Raw genomic sequence first — 21,315 nt, 5'->3', positions numbered from 1 at the left:
ATATACCTAGAAGGATAGTCTTTTATTATAACAAAGTATCTACAGCAATATTTAAAATTACATCAGATGGTGTATGACAAATATAATCAGCGCCTGCAGCCTCTAACTCTTCTTGGGTACCGTAGCCGTAGGTAACCGCTACAGCACGACAACCTAATTTTTTAGCAGCTTCCATATCATATTTACGATCCCCTACCATGTACCAACCAGTAATTTCTTTTTTCGTACGATTTGATGAAATCTCTTTCATATCGTTTAAAGCTTCTTTTAAAATATCCTCTTTATGCACCATTCCCCGTGCAGTATCAGCGCCTTTGATAATTTCAAAATACTTAGTTAAACCAAAATGTTCTAGCACCTCTTTCGCTAAAGGTTCTGGTTTAGCCGTTGCAACGGCTACATACGTATTTGTTTGTCGCAATGTTACTAACATGCTCTCCACATCTTTATAAACTTTATTTTCAAATTTACCAATTGTATGATAACGTTCCTTAAAATAGCCATATGTTTCTTCAGCTTCAGCCTCTGTCATGCCACAATGCTCACGCAAGGAGTCTACAATAGGGGGCCCTATAAATAAAGTAAGAATATCATCAGCAGGTACGGGTACTCCTTTTTTCTCTAGTGCATATACTACAGATTTTTTAATACCTTCTGCAGAGTCAGTTAACGTGCCATCTAAATCAAATAAAACACAAATCATAAGTTAATCCTTTCTTAACTATACATAGAATGATAAATCTATGGTACAATATATTATATTAATAGCTATACTAAGTAGTATAGGGAGGTAATAGTATGGATTTCGAAGAACAAAAAGTACCAGACAGTATCTTAGATAAATATACTAAAGTCTGCACTTGTCGTAGCATTTCTCGCAAAACGATTAAGGAAGCTATCAATGATGGTTGTGATACAATTCCTAAAATTCGAGAACGTACAGGCGCTGGCACAGGATCTTGCGGTGGCAAGAATTGTGGTGTCCGCATAGTAAAACTACTACAAGATATGGGCAAATTACCAAAGCCTGGTGCCAAAAAAGAAGATTAATTCATTCTCTATAGGCTTTGTAAAAAAGGAGTTAACTCATAGCAACTTGGTTGTTATTGGTTAACTCCTTTTATTATACATGATTCAATTTAAATCAACTAGGTATTAAGCATTTTCTTTTTTGAGTGCTTCTTTCAATGTATGCCATGCTAATACGGCACATTTTACACGAGCTGGCATATTAGAAATGTTCTGGAGTGCAATCGCATCTTCTAACTCTTCTAATTCAGCTTCATCAGTCACTTCTTTTTTTATCATACCTAAGAAGATATCAACTAAACGAAACGCTTCTTCTACAGATTTACCTTTTACAATATCTATCATCATAGAGGCCGATGCTTGACTAATGGCACAACCAGAACCTGTATAAGCAGCATCTTTTACTACCCCATTCTCTACATCTAATTGTAACGTTAAATCATCGCCACAACTTGGATTATGACCATGTTCAGAAACTGTAAACACATCTAATAAGCGTTTATTTCGTTTATCTTGATTATGTTCTAAAATTAACTCAGTATATAACTGATCCATTTCCATAAGTAAGAACTCCTTTTTACTAGCTATTTCCCCTTAGTTAATACTTAGGGATATGGTGTATTTAGTCTTTAAATCCCATAGTTGGGCGGACTTGCTTTACTGCCTCTAAGAAAATATCTAAATCTTCTTTACGAGTGTAAATATACATGCTTAAACGACTCGATGCTGGCACATTGTAATATGCCCCTAATGGTTGCGCACAGTGATGTCCCGAACGAATACAAACGCCATAACTATCTAAAATAGTAGCTACGTCATGAGGATGAACATCGTCAATCATAAAAGCAATTACGCCATGTTTTTCACTTGAATCTTCAGAACCTAATACGTGAACATGAGGAATAGCCAACAATTTTGGCAATACATAAGATACTAATTCTTTTTCATAAGCATTAATAGCATCCATACCATATTGTTCTAAGTATTCGATAGCCGCTTTAAGTGTAACAGCTCCATGAGCATTTGGTGTACCAGCTTCAAATTTATAAGGGACTTCATTGTAGGTAGTGCTTTGTTCCTGTACATATTCAATCATGTCACCGCCTAATAAGAATGGTGGCATATCTTCTAATAGATGGCGTTTACCATACATAACACCAATACCTTGAGAGGCACACATTTTATGACCGGAGAATACAAAGAAATCGCAATCTAGCGCTTGTACATCAATTTTTTTATGTGGTGCTGATTGCGCACCATCTAAAATAGCAATCGCTCCTACAGCATGAGCTCGTTTAATTAACTCTTCTACGGGAAACTCCATGCCTAATACATTACTTACATGAGCAAAGGATACAATTTTAGTCTGACTATCAATTTTATCCATTTCGCCATCTTTTAAATGACCTGACTCATCTAAATACATATATTCTAATGTAGCACCCGTAGTTTGAGCAACACGTTGCCAAGTGACTAAATTGGCATGATGTTCGGCAATAGTAATGACAATTTTATCGCCTTTTTTTAGGTTATGTAAGCCGTAGCTAAAGGCAATTAAATTTAAACTTTCCGTCGTATTACGAGTTAACACAATTTCTTCACGTGTTTTAGCATTAATAAAACGCTGTACAGCATCACGAGCTGTCTCATAGGCTTCAGAAGCTTCTACAGCCAATATATGAGCGCCTCGATGAGGGTTACCATTATGCTGTTTTAGATGGGTTTCAAGCGCATTAATCACATCATTTGGAATTTGTGTAGTAGCCCCACTATCTAAATATACTAAGCGGTGACCTTTATGCTCTCTTTGTAATATGGGAAAATCTTTATATGCTTCTGCAACTGACTTCATAATACACCTTCTCTATTCAATCTCATCGTATGTACAAATTAAATTTTTGCACGTACAGTGGCTAATACAATGTCTTCTAACTCAGCATTGTCAAGTCGATCAATCACTGGGCGTAACATAGATTCTACAATAATGTGTTTTGCTTCATCTTCACTAAAACCACGGCTCATTAAATAGAACAATTTTGTTTTATCTAATTGACCAGCACTGGCTGCATGATTCCCTACTACATTATCTTCTTTACACAATAATAATGGTAACGATACAGATTTTACAGTAGGATCAAGCAATACACAAGTATCTTCTTCGGCCCCTTCAGCAGCTATACTGCCACGGATAAAGTCTAAAGTACCACGGAAAGATTTTTTAGAATTATCAGCTAAAGCCCCTAATACATGAATATCACTAACCGACTTTGGAGCCACATGAGACATAAGCATAGAAATATCGAAGCGTTGTTCATTATCACCTAAGTACGCTAAATCATGTTCAATATGCGCTTCTTTACCGACTAAATCTTGCGTGTAATGTAAGAAGTTTTCACCGCCACCTAGCTCAACATTTAGAAATTCTACATGACTATTAGCCGCTAATTTCGTGTAACGATGCTCAATTTGTTGCACACCGTCACTTAATAGCTGGACTTTTTTGAAAACTACATTAGCATTCTCTTCTGCATTAACTTCAGTTAATAAATTTAAGCCCCCTTCGGTAGCCTCTCCTTTAACTACATATAATACGTCTAAAGAAGCATCTTTTGCTACATCGATAGCTAGACGAGTTTTATCACCTACACTAGCTCCTTCAGCATTAATAGTAATAACTACTTTTTCAGTAGCACCAGCTGGAACATTAATTGCCAACCCTTTTGTATACTCATTAGTAACAAGGGCTAGTGACGTTGTTTCAGCACCTTCAAAATCTGCTTTTAATAAAGCTTTATTCGTTAACTCTGTAACTACCCCATCATTAGCTTCTACTGTTACCACTGCTGGTGTATTGCCAGTAGCCACTACACCTTCCGTATGATTTACCTTTAACCACCGGAAAGTAGGTCTAGGGAGTTCATTAAATAATACGTTACTCATCAGTACCTCCTAACCGATAGAGCCTTCAAGCTCTAAGGAAATCAAGTTATTCATTTCAACAGCATATTCCAATGGTAATTCTTTAGAAATTGGTTCTACGAAGCCGCGGACTAACATGGCACGTGCTTCTTCTTCACTAATACCACGAGTCATTAAGTAGAAAATAGCTTCATCTGAAATACGACCGATTTTAGCTTCATGACCTAAATCTACGTTGTCGTTTTCAATAGAAATGGAAGGAATCGTATCTGATTGAGAAATTTCATCTAACATCAAAGATTCACAAGATACTGTAGCTTTTGCATGTTCTGCTTTTTTACCGATATTTAAAACACCACGATAAATAGCAGCGCCACCACTCTTAGAAATAGATTTAGAATTAATATTAGATGTTGTATGTGGTGCTACATGGACTACTTTAGCCCCCGTATCTAAGAACTGACCTTCACCAGCAAATGTAACACCGGTAAATTCACAATGTGCGCCTTCACCAGCTAAAATACTCATTGGATATAAGCAAGATACTTTGGAGCCAAAGGAACCACTTACCCATTCAATCGTGCCGTTTTTGCCGACTGTACAACGTTTAGTATTTAAGTTGTACATATTCTTCGACCAGTTTTCAATCGTAGAATAACGAAGTGTCGCATTATCTTTAACAAATAATTCAACACAACCAGCATGAAGGTTTGCCACATTATATTTTGGCGCTGAACAACCTTCAATAAAGTGAGCTTTAGCGCCTTCTTCAATAATAATCAAGGTGTGTTCAAACTGACCAGCCCCTGGCGCATTTAAGCGGAAATAGGACTGTAACGGAATGTCAACTTGCACTCCTTTTGGCACATATACGAAGGAACCACCAGACCAAACAGCACCATGTAAAGCAGCAAATTTATGATCTGTTGGCGGTACTAAGGTCATAAAATACTGACGAACAATATCTTCATATTCATGAAGAGCTGTTTCAATATCGGTATATACAACCCCTTGTTTTACTAAATCTTCTTGAATACTGTGATACACAACTTCAGAGTCATATTGTGCCCCTACACCAGCTAAGGATGTTTTTTCAGCTTCAGGAATCCCTAAGCGATCAAAAGTACTCTTAATATCCTCTGGTACTTCATTCCAGTCACCCTTCATGTCAACTTTTGGTTTAACATAGGTAACGATATTGCCCATATCAAGGCCACTAATATCAGGAATCCAAGTTGGAATATCTAATTCATTGTAAATTTTTAACGATTTTAAACGGAAGTCCAGCATCCATTCCGGTTCATTTTTATTAGACCAAATTTCGCGGATAATATCTTCCGTAAGGCCTGCATCAGATTTAAAAGAATATTCAAAGTCATTCTTTATATCATAGACGCCACGGTCCATATCCTCCACATAGGTTTTCTTTCTAGTTTCCATGAGTGCCTCCTAAACTAACGCCTTATAAGCATCGTAGCCTTTACTTTCAATATCTGCTACTAAGGATGCGTCCCCAGTTTTTACAATTTTGCCATTGATTAAAACGTGAACAAAATCAGGTTTTAATTTTTGTAAAATAGAATTGTGATGTGTAATAATAAGTACTGCATTATCTTTAGTATGGAAACGATCTACACCATCAGATACGATACGTACAGCATCAACGTCAAGACCAGAGTCTGTTTCATCAAGCATAGCCAATTTAGGATTTAAAATAGACATTTGAAGAATTTCATTTTTCTTACGTTCCCCACCGCTGAAACCTTCGTTTACATAGCGTTGTGCATAGGATGCATCAAAAGATAATTCATCCATCTTTTCTTTTAATTCTTTTTTAAAAGCTAAGGCGCGAACATTTTCGCCAGTTACAGTTGCTTTAGAGGTACGAATGAAGTTTTCTACTGTAATGCCAGGAATGGCAATTGGGTTTTGGAAGGACATGAAAATCCCTGCTTTAGCACGGTCATTAACAGCTTCTTCCGTAATGTCTTCTCCATCAAATGTGATAGAGCCCTCTGTCACTTCATATACAGGATTCCCCATAATAGCATTAGCTAATGTGGATTTACCAGCCCCATTAGTCCCCATAACTACATGGATTTCACCTTTATTAATCGTTAAATCAATACCTTTTAAGATTTCTTTGCCCTCAACGGACACGTGTAGATTCTCTACGCGAAGTAATTCTGACACAGTACAGTCACTCCTTTTATAATTAATTATGTCTTTAAGTCATATATAGTGTATTTGTTAGATTTTATAAGAAAAGCGGTATCCCACCAAAGTGAAACACCGCTTATAACAGCAAAAATATTCTACCACTTCGGTAAACAGCCAATCTTACAACATCTATTCCTAATAAACATTATACAATCTAACTGTATCCAGTGCAAGTTAATTTCTACTATTTTACTATGAATTTGTTTATATCATCGAATTTTTTGAAAATTATCAAAAAATATGGTATTTATTGACTTCTTACTATCTTCTATACAATAGTAAATTATAGGATTACTTTTTAAGTATACCACATTATCGACTATATTAATAGGTTTTTCCTTATAAATCGCTAAAATCCAATGTTGCAAATAAATCATCTAAGGTTTCAGCACGACGAATTTGTGTAATAGAACCATCTTCATTTAGCAATAATTCAGCCGAACGCAATTTACCGTTATAATTAAAGCCCATAGAATGCCCATGGGCCCCGGTATCATGAATTACTATGCGATCACCTATATCAATCTTAGGTAATTGACGATCAATAGCAAATTTATCATTATTTTCACAAAGTGAACCGGTTACATCATATACATGGTCTAATGGAGCTGTTTCTTTACCCACAACAGTAATATGATGATAAGAGCCATAGAGCGCAGGTCGCATTAAGTTGGCCATACAAGCATCTAAACCAATATAGTGTTTGTAAATATCTTTACGATGAATAGCAGTTGCTATTAAATACCCATAAGGCCCCGTTACCATACGGCCACATTCAAACGCCAAAGAAATAGAACTATGGCCATTACCTTCTATTAAACGTTCATAAGCGGCTTTAATACCAGCACTTAAGGCTTCAAAGTCAACGGCTGATTCTTCAGGACGATATGGAACGCCAATGCCACCACCAAAATCAATAAAATCAACTTCAATACCTGTTGCCTCTTTCACTCGTAAAGCTAAATTAAACATTAATTCAGCAGTGCCAATTAATCCTTGAATATCTAATTCATTAGATACCACCATCGTGTGTAAGCCAAAACGTTCCACACCTCGAGTTTTACAATAATTAATAGCCTCTATGATCTGATCCCCTGTCATACCATACTTAGCTTCTTCGGGCAAACCGATAATAGTATTACCGCCATGTTTTAAAGAGCCTGGATTATAACGAAAGGCTAGCCGATTAGGTAATGTACCATGAGCTTCTAAGTAGGCCACATGTGTAATATCATCAAGATTAATAATGGCGCCTAGTTCCATCGCTTTAGCATATTCTTCATAAGGTGTATCATTGGATGAAAAAATAATATTATCCCCTGTAATACCAACTTTTTCACACAATACTAACTCTGCTAATGATGAACAATCAGCACCTACCCCTTCACGTTGCAATAAACGCATAATGTAAGGATTAGGTGTTGCTTTGACAGCAAAATATTCTTTGAAATTCTTAGCCCAGCTAAAGGCTTTAATAAATTTACGAATATTAGTAACAATACCTTGCGCATCATATAAATGAAATGGCGTCGGATATTCAGCAATAATTTCTTCTAAACGGGCCGCCGTAATCGGTAGTTTTTTCTCATTCATCAATCTTTCTCCTCACTCAATGACCTTGCAATTAGTAATAATTGTCAGCCCTTGTATAAATATATAATTTCAAATTTAAGTATATGTTTGATTATACTTAATTTAATCACCGTTCGTCAATTCTATAGAAAAATAAAAATGCTCGCATCACAACGGATACGAGCATTTTTAGGTTATATATGAACCAATTACTAACTAATTAGTCATAAGACTTAGCGAGTTATGTAAATATTAAATTACATCATACCGCCCATGCCACCCATTGGAGGCATAGCAGGTGCTGCTGGTGCATTTTCTTCTACTTTATCAGCAACAATACTTTCAGTAGTTAATACTAAAGAAGCGATAGACGCTGCATTTTGAAGAGCAGAACGAGTTACTTTAGCAGGGTCAACAATACCAGCTTTAACCATGTCTACATATTCTTCAGTTAGAGCATTGAAACCTACGCCAGATTCTGTATTTTTAACGCGTTCTACAACAACAGAACCTTCTAAACCAGCATTATAAGCGATTTGACGAAGTGGTTCTTCTACAGCACGTTTAACAAGGTTAATACCAGTCTGTACATCCCCTTCTTCTTTCAAAGTTTCAAGAGCAGGCAAGATATCGATTAAAGTAGTACCACCACCAGCTACGATACCTTCTTCAACAGCGGCACGAGTTGCATTTAATGCATCTTCAATACGAAGTTTTTTGTCTTTTAATTCAACTTCGGTAGCAGCACCAACTTCAATAACAGCTACACCACCAGACAATTTAGCTAAACGTTCTTGTAGTTTTTCTTTATCAAATTCAGAAGTAGTTTCATCAATTTGACCTTTAATCTGGCCAACACGTTGTTTAATAGCATCGTTGTCGCCAGCGCCATCGATGATAACTGTTTCATCTTTAGTTACACGTACTTGACGAGCTGTACCAAGATCTTCGAGTTCTACACTATCCAATTTGCGGCCCATATCTTCAGTGATAACAGTACCGCCAGTTAAAATCGCAATATCTTCAAGCATAGCTTTACGACGGTCACCAAAACCAGGAGCTTTAACAGCTACGGCTTTGAAGGTACCACGCAATTTGTTTACTACCAAAGTAGCCAATGCTTCACCATCAAGGTCTTCCGCAATAATCAACAATTCTTTACCTTGTTTTACTACTTTTTCAAGTGTTGGTAACATATCAGCAATAGCACTGATTTTACGGTCGGTAATCAAAATGTATGGTTCGTTCATAACAGCTTCCATTTTGTCTGGATCCGTTACCATGTAAGGGGAAATGTAACCACGGTCAAATTGCATACCTTCTACAACAGAAAGGTCAGTCTGTAAACCTTTAGATTCTTCTACCGTAATTACGCCATCATTACCTACTTTTTCCATAGCTTCAGCAATAAGACCACCAATTTCAGTGTCACCAGCAGATACAGAAGCTACTTGAGCAATATCAGCTTTACCATTGACTTTAATAGATTTTTTCTTAATTTCTTCTACTAAAGTTTTAACAGCTAATTCAATACCTTTTTTCAAAATCATTGGGTTAGCACCAGCTGCTACATTGCGCATACCTTCTTGAATCATAGCTTGAGCTAATACAGTAGCTGTTGTAGTACCATCGCCAGCTACATCGTTTGTTTTAGTGGCTACTTCTTTAACAAGTTGTGCACCCATATTTTCAAATGGATCAGAAAGTTCGATGTCACGAGCAATGGTAACACCATCATTAGTGATAGTAGGTGCACCGAATTTTTTGTCTAATACTACGTTACGACCTTTTGGTCCTAATGTAACTTTTACTGCATTTGCTAATGCATCTACGCCACGGCCTAATGCACGACGAGCGTCTTCATTGAAAAGAATTTCTTTTGCCATAATCTATTACCTCCTAAGGTTATCTAAATAACCTCAATATATAAATTAGTGAATATATCTTAGATATTTAGTGCTATTGTGAATTATAAAATAGCTAAAATATCACGTTCGCTAATTACAAGATGGTCTACACCATCAATTTTAACTTCTGTACCGGCATATTTGGAGAACATTACTTTATCACCAACTGCTACTTCAGGAGCAACACGTTGACCATTGTCATATACCTTACCAGCACCTACGGCAACTACTTCACCTTCGGAAGGTTTTTCTTTTGCTGTATCTGGTAAAAAGATGCCACTTTTTGTTTTTTCTTCTTTTTCAAGGACACGAATTATAACACGGTCGCCTAAAGGTTTCATCATTGTCAATCTCTCCTTTGTACTAATGGATTGTAAATTTTTATTTTGTTAGCACTCACTAACCTTGAGTGCTAACTACAAGTATTATTATATCCGAATTGAAAATAATTGCAAGTATTATTTTTGATTTTTTGACTTTTTATTTATAAAAAAACGCAATGTTTATACACTGCGTTTTTTACTAGCACTAATAATTTTATGACAAGTTTCAACAAGCGTAATGTGTTTATCCATGCTAAAAGAACGTAATCGCTTGTAAGCTTCATCTTCCGTTATCTGATACAAACTTTGTAAAATTCCAGTCGCTTTTGCAATCAATTTACGTTCTTCCAGCGTATTTTCTAAGTTTTCAATATTGAATTTTAGTGCTAACTCTTCTGCATAACGGTGATAGGCCATTTCTAATGTCGGTACCAATTGATCTTCTCTAACAGGTTTAATTAAATAGCCATAAACCCCTGACTGCCCCGCTTTTTTTACTAAATCTTGTTGACTATATGCGGTTAATAACACAACGGGGCCCCACTGATTGTGTCGTATTTGTCTGGCCGCTTCAATGCCATCTAACTCGGGCATTTTGACATCCATCAAAATTACATCTGGTTTTAATTTTTTAGCTAACTTAAGGGCTTCTACACCATTTCGCCCTTCCCCAATAACCTCATAATCAGCAGCTTCCAATTGATCTCGTAAATCCATACGAATTAAGGATTCATCATCTACAATTAAAACTTTCATTGCCATCTCCTCAAACTCTTTATTCTCTTTTCTATTTACCATGCCCTGTCTTTATTCGCTACCTTCGGCAAATTGGATTGTTACTACAGTTCCGCCTGTTTCACCATTTTTAATTTGAAACGTGCCACCTAATTCATTCGTTACTAAATTCTTTATAATTTGTAATCCCAAACGTTTTGAAGTATTACAATCAAAATTCTCAGGCAAACCATAGCCATTATCAGCCACTGTCAGAGTAATTTGACCAGCTGAAAGTTTTGCTGTTATACAAAGAGTCGGTACCTGCTCATCATTCCAATGACATGACTTAGTATTTGGTACGGCCCCTGTAATATGACCACCTTTACCAAAACCATGTTCAAAACTATTAGAAATCAATTCATTTAAAATCAGAGACACATAACCTGCCCGCTGTGATGACAATAAAATGGAGTCCCCTACGTATTCGCAGACAACAACATCATCAATATGTAATAAAGCTCGTTTCAAAAGTCGAATTAATTCTTCAGCAATAGTGCGTAACTCTATATAATCTTCTTCATAATGAGAAATGACTTCGTGAACTAAAGCCATACTCTCAATACGGCTAACCCCTTCTTGTAATGCTTTTTTTACCGCTTCAGAATCAGAACGGCGAGCTTCCATGCGCAATAAACCAGCTACTGTTTGTAAATTATTTTTAACACGGTGATGAATCTCTTTAATAACAGAGTTTTTCACTAATAATTCTTGCTCTTTACGACGCAAGGCTGTTTTATCTTTTAAAAATAGAAAGCTTCGTTTAGCGCGACTGCCTCCCGTTACCGGTAAAATCGTTTGTTCAACAATAATATCACCGTAGATTTCTTCTGCAATAGCCCCTCGATGTTCACGAATGGCTTGTTTGACCCAGCTCATTTTTAAAGAACCACCATAAATAGAAGTTCCTAATAACCGACGATCAAAGCCGAGTAAGTCAACTAAATGGGCAGCCGCTTCATTTGCATATAAAATACTGCCAGCTTCATCAAAGATAATAATACCATCTTGATATGACAAGGGTTTATACAGTTCATTTTGGTTCTGCTGAGGGACAATCATAGCCATATACGTTGTTTCAGCTAGCACATCAGAAGCTTCTAATAACAAGGCATCTGTATTGGGTTCTAAGCCATTATGAATAATAGCTAAGCCACCAATACATTTACCCCCATTGTCTATAATTGGAAATGCTAATAATCTAGCCAAGTGCCCATATTGAAGTTCCATAAATCCTTTAACAGCTTGTCCTGACTGTAAAAGTTCTTGCCAAAGACTGACTTCATAACGGTTCAATAAGATACTCTGTGTATCTATATGTTGTTCAGGCCAGTCTTTAATAGCCCCAAAGACCAAAATTTGATTGTCACAGGTAGCTGTGAAAATACACACATCCTGTTGTGGCAATGAAGCACCAAAAGGAAGTAATTGAGCTACTTGAAGCAATAAACGTTGCTGTGACTCAGATAACTCAGTATATTGCTGTAAATGGTCCCTAAACATACAGTCGCCACCTTATGATTGACCTAATGGAATAGACGGTTTTGCATTTAAATGTAAATCAGTAAATTTGTTTGCTTTAGACATATAATATGCACGACAGCCAATCATAGCGGCATTATCAGTGGCCAAGATAGAGCTAGGTCGATAAAAAGTAAAGCCTTCTTGTTCACACATAGCAGCGAGCGCCTCTTGAAGATGCTTATTCGCAGATACTCCACCAGCTAATGTAATTTTTGTTTGGCCCGTTTCATGAGCCGCCTCACAAGTTTTATGCACCAGTACATCAATAATTGCTTGTTGAAAAGAGGCCGCCACATCAGCTTCATTAATCGGTGTCCCTTTTTGTTTAGCACTATTTAAATAATTAAGCACGGCTGATTTTAAGCCACTAAAGCTAAATTCAAAATTGCCTTTTTCTTGTAATGCTTTTGGAAAATCAATGGCCTTTGGATTACCCGTAGCACCTACTTTTTCAATTTGTGGGCCCCCTGGATATGGATACCCCATAACACGCGCTATTTTATCAAAAGCCTCTCCAGCTGCGTCATCGCGCGTCTGTCCAAGGACTTCATAAGTTTCATAATCTTTAACAACCACAAGCATTGTATGACCACCTGAAACAACAAGACTCAAGAAAGGCGGTTCTAATTCAGGATGCGCTAAAAAATTAGCGAAAATATGACCTTCCATGTGATGGACACCGATTAATGGGATTCCCGTAGCAAAAGACAGCCCTTTAGCTGCTGCCACACCAACTAATAAAGAACCGACTAAACCTGGTCCATAAGTTACGCCAATATGATCAATATCAGTTAGATTCACCTTAGCATCGAGTAAGGCTTGATCAACTACAGGAATCACTTGTTCAATATGATGACGTGATGCAATTTCTGGAACAACACCACCAAATTTTTGATGAATTGGTACTTGACTCGAAATAACATTAGATAATACTTGGCGACCATTGACTAATACGGCCGCCGATGTTTCATCACAGCTACTTTCAATGGCTAGTGTATAAATATCTTTCACACCAGGGCCTCCTCTCTAATAATTGACATAATATACGCATCCTCTACGGGCGCTGTATAATAATTTTTCCGTAATCCTTTTACGGTTAATCCTAAACGGCGATACATAGTAAGGGCTGCTACATTAGAAATGCGTACTTCTAAAAATATTTCATTCATCCCCCGCTTAAATAATTCTCGAATTAATTTACGGGTCAGCATAACACCATATCCTTCACGACGAAAGTCTGGATGAATAGCAATATTAGTAATTTGTCCCTCATCTAATACGAGCCAGGCACCAGCATAACCAATAATTTGGCCCTCGGCTTCAACTACTAAGTATAATCGTTGTTCTGTTTCTGATAGTTCCGTAGTGATTGAATCTAAAGACCACGGTATGGAAAAACAAGCTTTTTCTATTTCAAAAATAGCATCCTTGTCATCTAAGGTTGCCACTCGTAAATTAAGCATGAGGCACCTCGTCGCTTAAATCAGACGCTGCTTCAGTGACTACGACGGTAGGCTCTTGGCCTTGCATTTTGGCAGCCAATTCTGGATGTTTAGCAGCCCAAACAACTTCCGCTTCAGACTGGCGAATATAATAAGGCGCTATTGTCGAAGCTTCATCAGGCTCATTGCGTAAAAATCGCGGTAACGCAGCTAGTAATAAACTACTAGCTTTTGGAATCCGCAATGAAGCGGGCCCCACTTGAAGTTGAGAGCCATATTCACTCACTGAAGAAGCCACTTTTACAATGCCATCACCTATTATGGTAACAGCTTCTTCTTGTTCGCCTAATCTGGTTAAGGCTTCAGTTCGTACTTTTACGGTTGGTGGTTGAATACATTCTATATGCCCATCAAGCCAGCGATATACACCTTCGTAGACATTCTTCTTTTGCGCATCAATCATAACGGCTAGTAAGCCTTCAAATTGCCAAAAATTATGAGCTAATACATCCATTGTCATGACACCTAGAAGAGGTACTTTCCAAGCATACGCCAAGGCTTTAGCCGTACCTAGCCCGATGCGTAGTCCCGTAAAAGAACCAGGACCTATGCTAACAGCTATTCCTCGAATATCTGTTTTATTAACACCCGTTTGTTCCATTAATAATTCAATATGTGGCACCAATTGTTCTGAGTGAGTAAGTCCTGCTTGCACAGTCAGTTCTCCCACCAATTTAGCTTCATTCATCAAGGCAATACTTGATACGGCGCTACTCGTTTCAATCCCTAAGTACATACTGTCCTCCTATTTGTAAGAGCTCCGCTTCTGTAAGCTCTGAAGTTTGCCATACACTGAGGCGACTTCCGTCAGCTTGTGCCGTTAATGTTATCCATAACACTTCCAAAGGCAGTGCATCAGGAAATTTATCAGCCCATTCTACTAAACTTAATGTATCTTCTGTAAATTCACTAAAACCAATATTTTCTAGTTCATATACATCATCTAGTCGGTACACATCAAAATGGTACAATGTACCAGCTTCTGTATCATATGTATTCATAAGAGCAAATGTAGGACTTGTTACTTCATCAGTAACACCAAAACCACGAGCTACACCTTGGGAAAAATGGGTTTTACCCGTACCCAAATCCCCCACTAAAGCCATGCAAAGTGGTTTTGAAAAAGTTTTTAAAAACTTACCTAATTGATATCCTAATTGTTCTGTATCTGTGACAGTAGCTGTACAACAATGTAAGCATTGCGTCATCGTATTATTATCTATCATAAATGTAATGTCTCCTTTATGATTATTTATTTAAAATGATCATATCCTTTAGCCTCTAAAGGATATGTTTCACCGTCTGCCGTTCTTAATATAACCTGTCCAGCACCAGATACTACGCGACCAATACAATGAATAGATTCTTCCTTAGCTATCACAGAATGGAGCGCAGCTGGCATTGTACCTACCAATTGAAAATCTTCACCACCATATAAAGCCCATTCCAAAGGATTAACGCCTAACTGTTGAGCTACTTGTACTGCAGATTTATGAATTGGGATAGCGGTACTATCAATTTCTATATTCACCTTTGAAGCCTTAGCTATTTCATTAAGTTCACTACTTAAACCATCACTAATATCATTTAACGAAGTCGCTCCTTGTTGTCGCAACCATTGACCTAAGATGACTTGTGGTTCAGGCCGTTGATGCGCTTTTTTACAAACGGCAAATTGTTCATCGGTTATGCCCGCCAACAACAACGCTAAGCCAGCCGCACTACTACCTATATGATGAGTGACTATCACTATATCTCCTACTTGGGCACCACTGCGTAAAAGGGCCTGACCAGCGGGAACTTCACCAATAAGCGTTACCGTTAGTGTTAATGGCCCTGTTGTTGTAACTGTATCTCCACCTATAAGATTCACTGCATAAGTACGGCATATAGCTTTTAGCCCGTCAAAAACAGATGTTATATAACTAACCTCTGTATCTTTAGGCATTGCAACGGCTACTACAGCCTGTCGCGGGATTCCGCCCATGGCCGCAATATCACTAATATTGGCAGCCCCTAATCGATACCCCACATCAAAAGGTGTTGTCGTTTGAGAGGAAAAATGAATACCTGCGACCATCATATCCGTGGTTATTAATTGGTCGTAACCAATGGCCGCCCGATATATGGCACAATCATCACCAATTCCTTTTACTACGGTAGACTCATCAAAGAGCGTATTTGTTTTAATAGCATCAATAAAACCAAATTCACCGGTGTCTGAAACCTTCATAGTCCTCTCCTATTATTAGTATACAAGTTATGAATCGTTATTATTATAGCATACTTTAACGAATGGTTCAGTGTTCTTTCCATCTCAAATTGTGTCTCATTATATAGAGCAAATAGTAAAAGGACACACCAACAAGTGGTATGTCCTTTACGTTATCAAGTTAAACTGCGACTTTTTAAACAATGTATTTTATTTAACAATCTGCTGTTCCATGCGGCTCATCGGTTCACTTACATCATAGCCACCATAAGTCTCAAGTGTTTTCCCATCAACTAAGAGTAACACGTTCTTTACGGAATCAAAACTAGTCGCCGTATTCACAATCGAGGCTAACCGAAGTTGAGCACTTAAGCCATCAACTTGACCGCCTTCTAAAAATTCTTTAGACAAGTTAATGCGAGCGATACCGTCTTTAATACTTACCTCTTTAACGGTCACTTGTTTTGGAAAGACAGGATAACTTTGACGGCTATCTTCGTCAAAGAGGAACGAAATAGCATATTTTAACGTCTTTTTATCACTATCTACGGTAATTGTCTGAGGTCGTACACCTTTACCATCATCACGTGGTACATAGACCACCATTTTAGCCATTTTATCATTAGCTTCATTTGTACTCTTATCTTGTGAACTACTTGTCGATGTGACAGCTGATTTTGTCCCCTCTGATGATTCAGTAGCAACTGAACTACAACCGGTAACTACCAATAACATCACCGCTAAGAGGGTAGTAGACAATAATTTTACATTACGTAACATAGTTATTACCCCCTAAAATAGTTTTCAATACCATCAGCAATTTCGTCAGCAAATGCCTGTTGCACTTTATCTGTTTTTAGTAAGGCTTCTTCTCTTGGATTAGAAATAAACCCTAATTCAACAAGTACTGCTGGCATTAAGGAACGACGAAGGACATATAAGTTGCCAGGCTGAATACCACGATCACCACCAAAGCCGGATTCATCCGCTATTTTAGCCTGAATTCGTGAAGCTAATCGCGTATCATATTGTGTCTTATCATAGTAATATGTCGAAATCCCACCTACATTTGGATTGCTGAATGAATTAATATGAACACTAATGAAAAGATCTGATTCATTAGCCGTGCCCACATCTACACGAGCTTGTAATTCATCTGGACCAGATGCATTAGGCCCATATACGTCTACATCAGTCGTACGGGTCATATTAACTTTAGCCCCTTTAGCTTCCAAGGCTTTTTTCAATTTCATAGAAATTGGCAATGTTACATTTTTTTCCATTAAACCAGTAGGCCCAATAGCACCGGGATCACTACCACCATGACCAGGGTCAATAGTAATGACTTTACCAGCAATGCCACCTGTTGTTTTATAATCAACGGTAACTGCTTTAGGCTGACTCGCTGTAGCTACCACAGTTGGCGGTTTTACTGGCTGAGTCGTAGTTGTATTTTTTTTATTTGGTTTTTTATTGGTGTTAACTGTGCTTGTAGTTGTTGTTTTAGGAGTCGTTACTTTTGGTGTACTACCATAATAGACACTGCGTGGAGCTACTCCTTTTTGTTGAATATCAATAACCATACGATCTGGTTTATTATTAACTTTATCTTTTTTCAAAGAAAATACTTTAATATCGCCCACATCTATAGATGTTGGAGTATTCAAAACAACATTTACATGTTTGCCAGTTTGTTTTAACTGTGCTTTAGATGCAATTTTAGGATCCATATTAATGGATGTGTCTTTTGTTTTTAATTTTACATTTTTTAACTGTACTGTTGTTGTAGTCCCCGCTTTATCAATCGAAGCTGATGCTTCTACAGGAGCTGTTAAACTTAATACAACTCGTACAAAAGGAATAGGTGCATCATTTCGTGTCACCCAATTAACATCTGTTACATCTGCTGCACGTACAGACATAGCCCATAATGGAAATGCTATAACTGTAAACAACAGAGCTAACCATAGTTTTCGCAACAATCTCACTCCTATCACTAACCTATGACCTAATGAAGTCTCGTATTTAATTTTAAAGTAATTTATCTACATAACACAGATTATAACAAGTCCGTATACTTTCCTAATTTAATTTAGTAAACCATATGGACATGTTTAGTTTATTATAACATAAGATTTCTTAGAATCTTGAAAAGCTCAATATTTTCATAGACTGTTCACAAAGCAAACATACGCTCCCATAGTAGGAAAGTCTTTATATAACAGGACTTTCCAATCCCTATAGGAGCGTATGTTTTAATTAAAGGACTTTTACTTTTTACTTGACAAGATTTATCGTTCCGTAGTTACACTCCACGTGTTCCCATCTGTGTGAATACGAATTGTGCCTTGTGTATCAGTACGATAGACTAATACTTTTTCTTCAGCAAGTCGTTTAAGTGCTTGCGAAGTAGGATGACCATAATCATTATGTAAACCTACAGAAATTACCGCTAATTCAGGGCGTACTGAACGAATAAAATCTTTTTGTGAAGAACTAGCACTCCCATGATGGCCAACTTTAAGAACACGGCTTGCTAATTTTGTATTTTCTTCTTTAATAAGTCGATTCTCTTCAGCCCGAGACGCATCACCAGTAAACAGCATAGAAAATTTACCAAATGTTAATTTGCCTACAATGCTATTGTCATTAGGGTCTGGCCTACCTTTATTATCTAAGAGATACTTTCCTTCCTCTGGTGCATAAACGGTAAACGTAGCACCATGACCTAAATCCACGACTGCCCCTTTATATAGCGCACTATGAGGAATCTGTTTCTTATTAATATTCTTTAAATAGGTCTTATATACTGAAGTAGATCCTTCCATACCATTATCATACACATGTCCAATAGGAATCCCCGCTTTTATCAATGCATAAAAACCGCCCATATGATCCGCATGAGGATGTGTAATAATAACATTCTTTAAAGAAGAGACATTATATTGCTTTAATAAAGCGATTAATCGATCACGATGATCCACATCACCTGTATCAATTAAAGTATAGTCATCACCCACTTTAATTAAGTGAGAATCCCCTTGACCAATATCTAACGTATATACGTCAAGTGTGCCAGATAGGGAATCATTACTTTGTGTCGCCGTTGTATGGTTAGCTGCGCCCATATTAGGAATAGAAGCTTCTAAATTACAACCACTTAAAGATAAAGAGCCTACTACTAACACTATAACTAGCGTAATATATGTTAACCAACGTTTAATATAATATTGCATACATCACCTTAAACACTTTATATTAAATTTTAAAACTATAAAATAGTTTCATGTCACCTAAAAAGAGGATAACTTAAATTATTCACTGCCTACTACTTCCGTCATTATATAAGGTACTTGACGGGCTACTTCCGATGGCATAAAACCTACATGGCGCGTTTCATATAAAAAATCAGCGGCTGCTCCATGAAGAAACACACCGGCCATAGCGGCTTCGACTTCTTCCAAGCCTTGCCCTAATAAACTAGCTATAATCCCTGTTAAGGTATCCCCCATACCACCAGTGCCCATACCTTCATTACCACTGCTATTAACGGCCACCAACCCATCTGGTGATGCTACTACCGTAGGAGCCCCTTTCAAAACTAATACAACCTGATACTTAATAGCAAATTGACGAGCTACTTCAATACGATTTGCCTCAATAGAGTCAATGGTAAGGCCTGTAAGACGAGCGAATTCTCCAAGGTGCGGTGTCATAATCACCGGTCGTTCTCGTTTGCTAAATTCGTGGCCTACAATATCCATATGACCTAATGCCCAAAGAGCATCAGCATCAATAACTAAAGGAACTTCTGTTGTAGTCATAAAGTTCTTCACTAACGTGGTTGTTTCTTCATTGCGTCCTAACCCAGGTCCAATAGCAACGGCTTGTTTTTCTGAACTATGCATACGTAGATGAAGTAAATTTCCGAATGAACCTGTCATAACTTCTGGCATAATTTTTGTTTGTAACATACGTAAGCAATCGGAAGGTACTACAGTCGTTACTTTACCAGCCCCTGCATAAACAGCCGCTTCTGCTGCCAATAAAGGCGCGCCTATCATGCCATCAGATCCACCAATAATAAGTGTGTGACCGTTAGACCCTTTATGATAAGTCGGTTCTCGTTCTGGTAATAAAGCATCAATTAACTCAGCCGTAATTAATTCTGTAGGAAAATGTTCATTACTTTCATCCAATAAAGCTGTCTCCCAAGCAAAGCCTAACCCCTTTACAATAATTTCACCACAATATGATTTACCAGGATATAAACACATGCCTTGTTTAGGGGCTCCAAAGGTAACCGTTAAATCCATACCCAATGTGCCCTCAGCTACAGCCCCAGTATTTGCATTGAGACCTGATGGTACATCAATCGCAACTAACAGGGTATCAGGATATGTATCTACATGGGCTTCCATGCGATCTAAAAGTTCTAAAATTGGTCCTTGTAATTCACCTTGTAATCCTGTACCTAAAAGTCCATCTACAATTACATCTGCAGCTTCAAAAACATCGCCATCAGCTAAAGTTAATACAGGAATTTCTAAGGCCTCAATGGCGGCTAATTGTTGTTGAAATAATGGTGAGCCACTTTTATCATCACAAGGAATCACAACACGTACTTCATGCCCCCATTCTTCTAGTTGCCGAGCAGCAACTAAACCATCAGCCCCATTATTACCTTTACCAGCCACAATTACTACATCTAAAGACCGATTCTCTTCCTCAGTAGCGGTTACAATAGCTTCTGCTACACCTCGGCCTGCATTTTCCATCAATAGAGCTAGCGGTAAGTGACCTTTAGTAGGGGCCCATTGATCAATAAATTTTGCTTCTTCTTTTGTTAAAATACGCATATAAACTCCTTTCCTTTATAGATTAAGACAGTGATAATACTATTGCAATAATACTGTTGCTACGGCATATGTTCGGCAGTGGCTAATCGTTACTTCTAATTGAGTGAAACCACGGCTCGTATACAAATCTTTAAATACCCCCTGTAACACCATATAAGGGGCCCCTAATTTATCACGACACACTTCTAAATCTTGCCAAGATCCATCTCGAAACCCTGTGCCTAATGCTTTTACAAAGGCTTCTTTAGCCGCATACATCCCCGCTAATGAAGCATCACGTTGTTTACCACGACTCGTAGCATAGGCAAGTTCTTGAGAGGTATACACACGCGTTGCAAAATGAGATTTAGTGACAGCTTTAGCAATACGTTCAATTTCAATAATGTCAGTACCAATTTTCATGAATATTCCTTACTTCCTGCTTACCGTTACTACTATACGGTCACAATTAATTTAAAATAAAAGCCCCTGAAG

General features: G+C 37.6%; 22 protein-coding genes. 1 reads left to right on the top strand and 21 read right to left on the bottom strand.

Annotation, left to right across the window (positions count from 1 at the left end; translation table 11 throughout):
• Nucleotides 1-25: 25 nt before the first annotated feature.
• Nucleotides 26-703: an HAD hydrolase-like protein gene (locus DYE54_RS01920; protein WP_115309645.1), complete on the bottom strand. Its 678-nt coding sequence runs from the start codon at nucleotides 701-703 to the stop codon at nucleotides 26-28.
• Nucleotides 704-798: 95 nt separating this feature from the next.
• On the opposite strand from DYE54_RS01920, the gene DYE54_RS01915 reads away from it, so the two are divergent.
• Nucleotides 799-1,050 carry a (2Fe-2S)-binding protein gene (locus tag DYE54_RS01915; RefSeq protein WP_006556772.1) on the top strand — a complete coding sequence of 84 codons (252 nt, stop codon included), beginning with the start codon at nucleotides 799-801 and terminating at the stop codon, nucleotides 1,048-1,050.
• Nucleotides 1,051-1,155: 105 nt separating this feature from the next.
• Here DYE54_RS01915 and sufU read toward each other — a convergent pair whose 3' ends face one another.
• The 20 genes from sufU to acpS all read right to left on the bottom strand — a co-directional run bounded on the left by sufU (nucleotide 1,156) and on the right by acpS (nucleotide 21,243).
• The gene (sufU, locus tag DYE54_RS01910) at nucleotides 1,156-1,590 is read right to left on the bottom strand and encodes a Fe-S cluster assembly sulfur transfer protein SufU (RefSeq protein WP_115309644.1); all 435 of its coding nucleotides are present in this window, start codon (nucleotides 1,588-1,590) and stop codon (nucleotides 1,156-1,158) included.
• 61 nt (nucleotides 1,591-1,651) lie between these two features.
• On the bottom strand, nucleotides 1,652-2,881 hold the full coding sequence (locus DYE54_RS01905) for a SufS family cysteine desulfurase (protein WP_115309643.1): 1,230 nt from the start codon (nucleotides 2,879-2,881) through the stop codon (nucleotides 1,652-1,654).
• 38 nt (nucleotides 2,882-2,919) lie between these two features.
• Nucleotides 2,920-3,969 (bottom strand): SufB/SufD family protein, encoded by a 1,050-nt coding sequence (locus tag DYE54_RS01900; RefSeq protein WP_115309642.1) that lies wholly within the window; start codon nucleotides 3,967-3,969, stop codon nucleotides 2,920-2,922.
• A gap of 9 nt (nucleotides 3,970-3,978) precedes the next feature.
• Entirely contained in the window at nucleotides 3,979-5,388 is a 1,410-nt protein-coding gene (gene sufB / locus DYE54_RS01895; protein WP_115309641.1) for a Fe-S cluster assembly protein SufB, read from the bottom strand.
• Between the two features lie 9 nt (nucleotides 5,389-5,397).
• Nucleotides 5,398-6,141 (bottom strand): Fe-S cluster assembly ATPase SufC, encoded by a 744-nt coding sequence (gene sufC, locus DYE54_RS01890; protein WP_115309640.1) that lies wholly within the window; start codon nucleotides 6,139-6,141, stop codon nucleotides 5,398-5,400.
• Between the two features lie 366 nt (nucleotides 6,142-6,507).
• The gene (locus DYE54_RS01885; RefSeq protein WP_115309639.1) at nucleotides 6,508-7,761 is read right to left on the bottom strand and encodes a diaminopimelate decarboxylase family protein; all 1,254 of its coding nucleotides are present in this window, start codon (nucleotides 7,759-7,761) and stop codon (nucleotides 6,508-6,510) included.
• A 236-nt stretch (nucleotides 7,762-7,997) separates the two neighbouring features.
• A complete protein-coding gene (gene groL / locus DYE54_RS01880; RefSeq protein WP_115309638.1) occupies nucleotides 7,998-9,626 on the bottom strand; it encodes a chaperonin GroEL in 1,629 nt (542 codons plus the stop codon).
• Between the two features lie 83 nt (nucleotides 9,627-9,709).
• On the bottom strand, nucleotides 9,710-9,991 hold the full coding sequence (gene groES, locus DYE54_RS01875; protein ID WP_115309637.1) for a co-chaperone GroES: 282 nt from the start codon (nucleotides 9,989-9,991) through the stop codon (nucleotides 9,710-9,712).
• Between the two features lie 159 nt (nucleotides 9,992-10,150).
• A complete protein-coding gene (locus tag DYE54_RS01870) occupies nucleotides 10,151-10,726 on the bottom strand; it encodes an ANTAR domain-containing response regulator (protein ID WP_115309636.1) in 576 nt (191 codons plus the stop codon).
• 51 nt (nucleotides 10,727-10,777) lie between these two features.
• A complete protein-coding gene (locus DYE54_RS01865) occupies nucleotides 10,778-12,247 on the bottom strand; it encodes a sensor histidine kinase (protein WP_115309635.1) in 1,470 nt (489 codons plus the stop codon).
• A gap of 12 nt (nucleotides 12,248-12,259) precedes the next feature.
• Nucleotides 12,260-13,270, bottom strand: a complete 1,011-nt coding sequence (gene tsaD, locus DYE54_RS01860; protein ID WP_115311064.1) for a tRNA (adenosine(37)-N6)-threonylcarbamoyltransferase complex transferase subunit TsaD — start codon at nucleotides 13,268-13,270, stop codon at nucleotides 12,260-12,262.
• A gap of 5 nt (nucleotides 13,271-13,275) precedes the next feature.
• Nucleotides 13,276-13,731 carry a ribosomal protein S18-alanine N-acetyltransferase gene (gene rimI / locus DYE54_RS01855; RefSeq protein ID WP_115309634.1) on the bottom strand — a complete coding sequence of 152 codons (456 nt, stop codon included), beginning with the start codon at nucleotides 13,729-13,731 and terminating at the stop codon, nucleotides 13,276-13,278.
• Nucleotides 13,724-14,506 carry a tRNA (adenosine(37)-N6)-threonylcarbamoyltransferase complex dimerization subunit type 1 TsaB gene (gene tsaB, locus DYE54_RS01850; protein ID WP_115309633.1) on the bottom strand — a complete coding sequence of 261 codons (783 nt, stop codon included), beginning with the start codon at nucleotides 14,504-14,506 and terminating at the stop codon, nucleotides 13,724-13,726. Before tsaB ends, rimI begins: the two co-directional genes overlap by 8 nt.
• Nucleotides 14,490-14,996 (bottom strand): tRNA (adenosine(37)-N6)-threonylcarbamoyltransferase complex ATPase subunit type 1 TsaE, encoded by a 507-nt coding sequence (tsaE, locus tag DYE54_RS01845; protein ID WP_245935677.1) that lies wholly within the window; start codon nucleotides 14,994-14,996, stop codon nucleotides 14,490-14,492. Before tsaE ends, tsaB begins: the two co-directional genes overlap by 17 nt.
• Nucleotides 14,997-15,022: 26 nt before the next feature.
• Nucleotides 15,023-16,003 (bottom strand): thiamine-phosphate kinase, encoded by a 981-nt coding sequence (thiL, locus tag DYE54_RS01840; protein WP_115309632.1) that lies wholly within the window; start codon nucleotides 16,001-16,003, stop codon nucleotides 15,023-15,025.
• A 189-nt stretch (nucleotides 16,004-16,192) separates the two neighbouring features.
• Nucleotides 16,193-16,762 (bottom strand): GerMN domain-containing protein, encoded by a 570-nt coding sequence (locus DYE54_RS01835; protein ID WP_115309631.1) that lies wholly within the window; start codon nucleotides 16,760-16,762, stop codon nucleotides 16,193-16,195.
• Between the two features lie 5 nt (nucleotides 16,763-16,767).
• On the bottom strand, nucleotides 16,768-17,970 hold the full coding sequence (locus DYE54_RS01830; protein ID WP_479694052.1) for an N-acetylmuramoyl-L-alanine amidase family protein: 1,203 nt from the start codon (nucleotides 17,968-17,970) through the stop codon (nucleotides 16,768-16,770).
• A gap of 303 nt (nucleotides 17,971-18,273) precedes the next feature.
• On the bottom strand, nucleotides 18,274-19,218 hold the full coding sequence (locus DYE54_RS01825) for a ComEC/Rec2 family competence protein (protein ID WP_115309629.1): 945 nt from the start codon (nucleotides 19,216-19,218) through the stop codon (nucleotides 18,274-18,276).
• 78 nt (nucleotides 19,219-19,296) lie between these two features.
• Nucleotides 19,297-20,841: an NAD(P)H-hydrate dehydratase gene (locus DYE54_RS01820; RefSeq protein WP_115309628.1), complete on the bottom strand. Its 1,545-nt coding sequence runs from the start codon at nucleotides 20,839-20,841 to the stop codon at nucleotides 19,297-19,299.
• A 39-nt stretch (nucleotides 20,842-20,880) separates the two neighbouring features.
• The gene (gene acpS, locus DYE54_RS01815; RefSeq protein WP_115309627.1) at nucleotides 20,881-21,243 is read right to left on the bottom strand and encodes a holo-ACP synthase; all 363 of its coding nucleotides are present in this window, start codon (nucleotides 21,241-21,243) and stop codon (nucleotides 20,881-20,883) included.
• Between the last annotated feature and the right edge of the window lie 72 nt (nucleotides 21,244-21,315).

This window comes from Veillonella criceti (assembly GCF_900460315.1).
Classification (GTDB): Bacteria; Bacillota; Negativicutes; order Veillonellales; family Veillonellaceae; genus Veillonella_A; species Veillonella_A criceti.
Note: the sequence above shows the minus strand (reverse complement) of the source record. Positions and strands in the feature narration are given on the sequence as shown.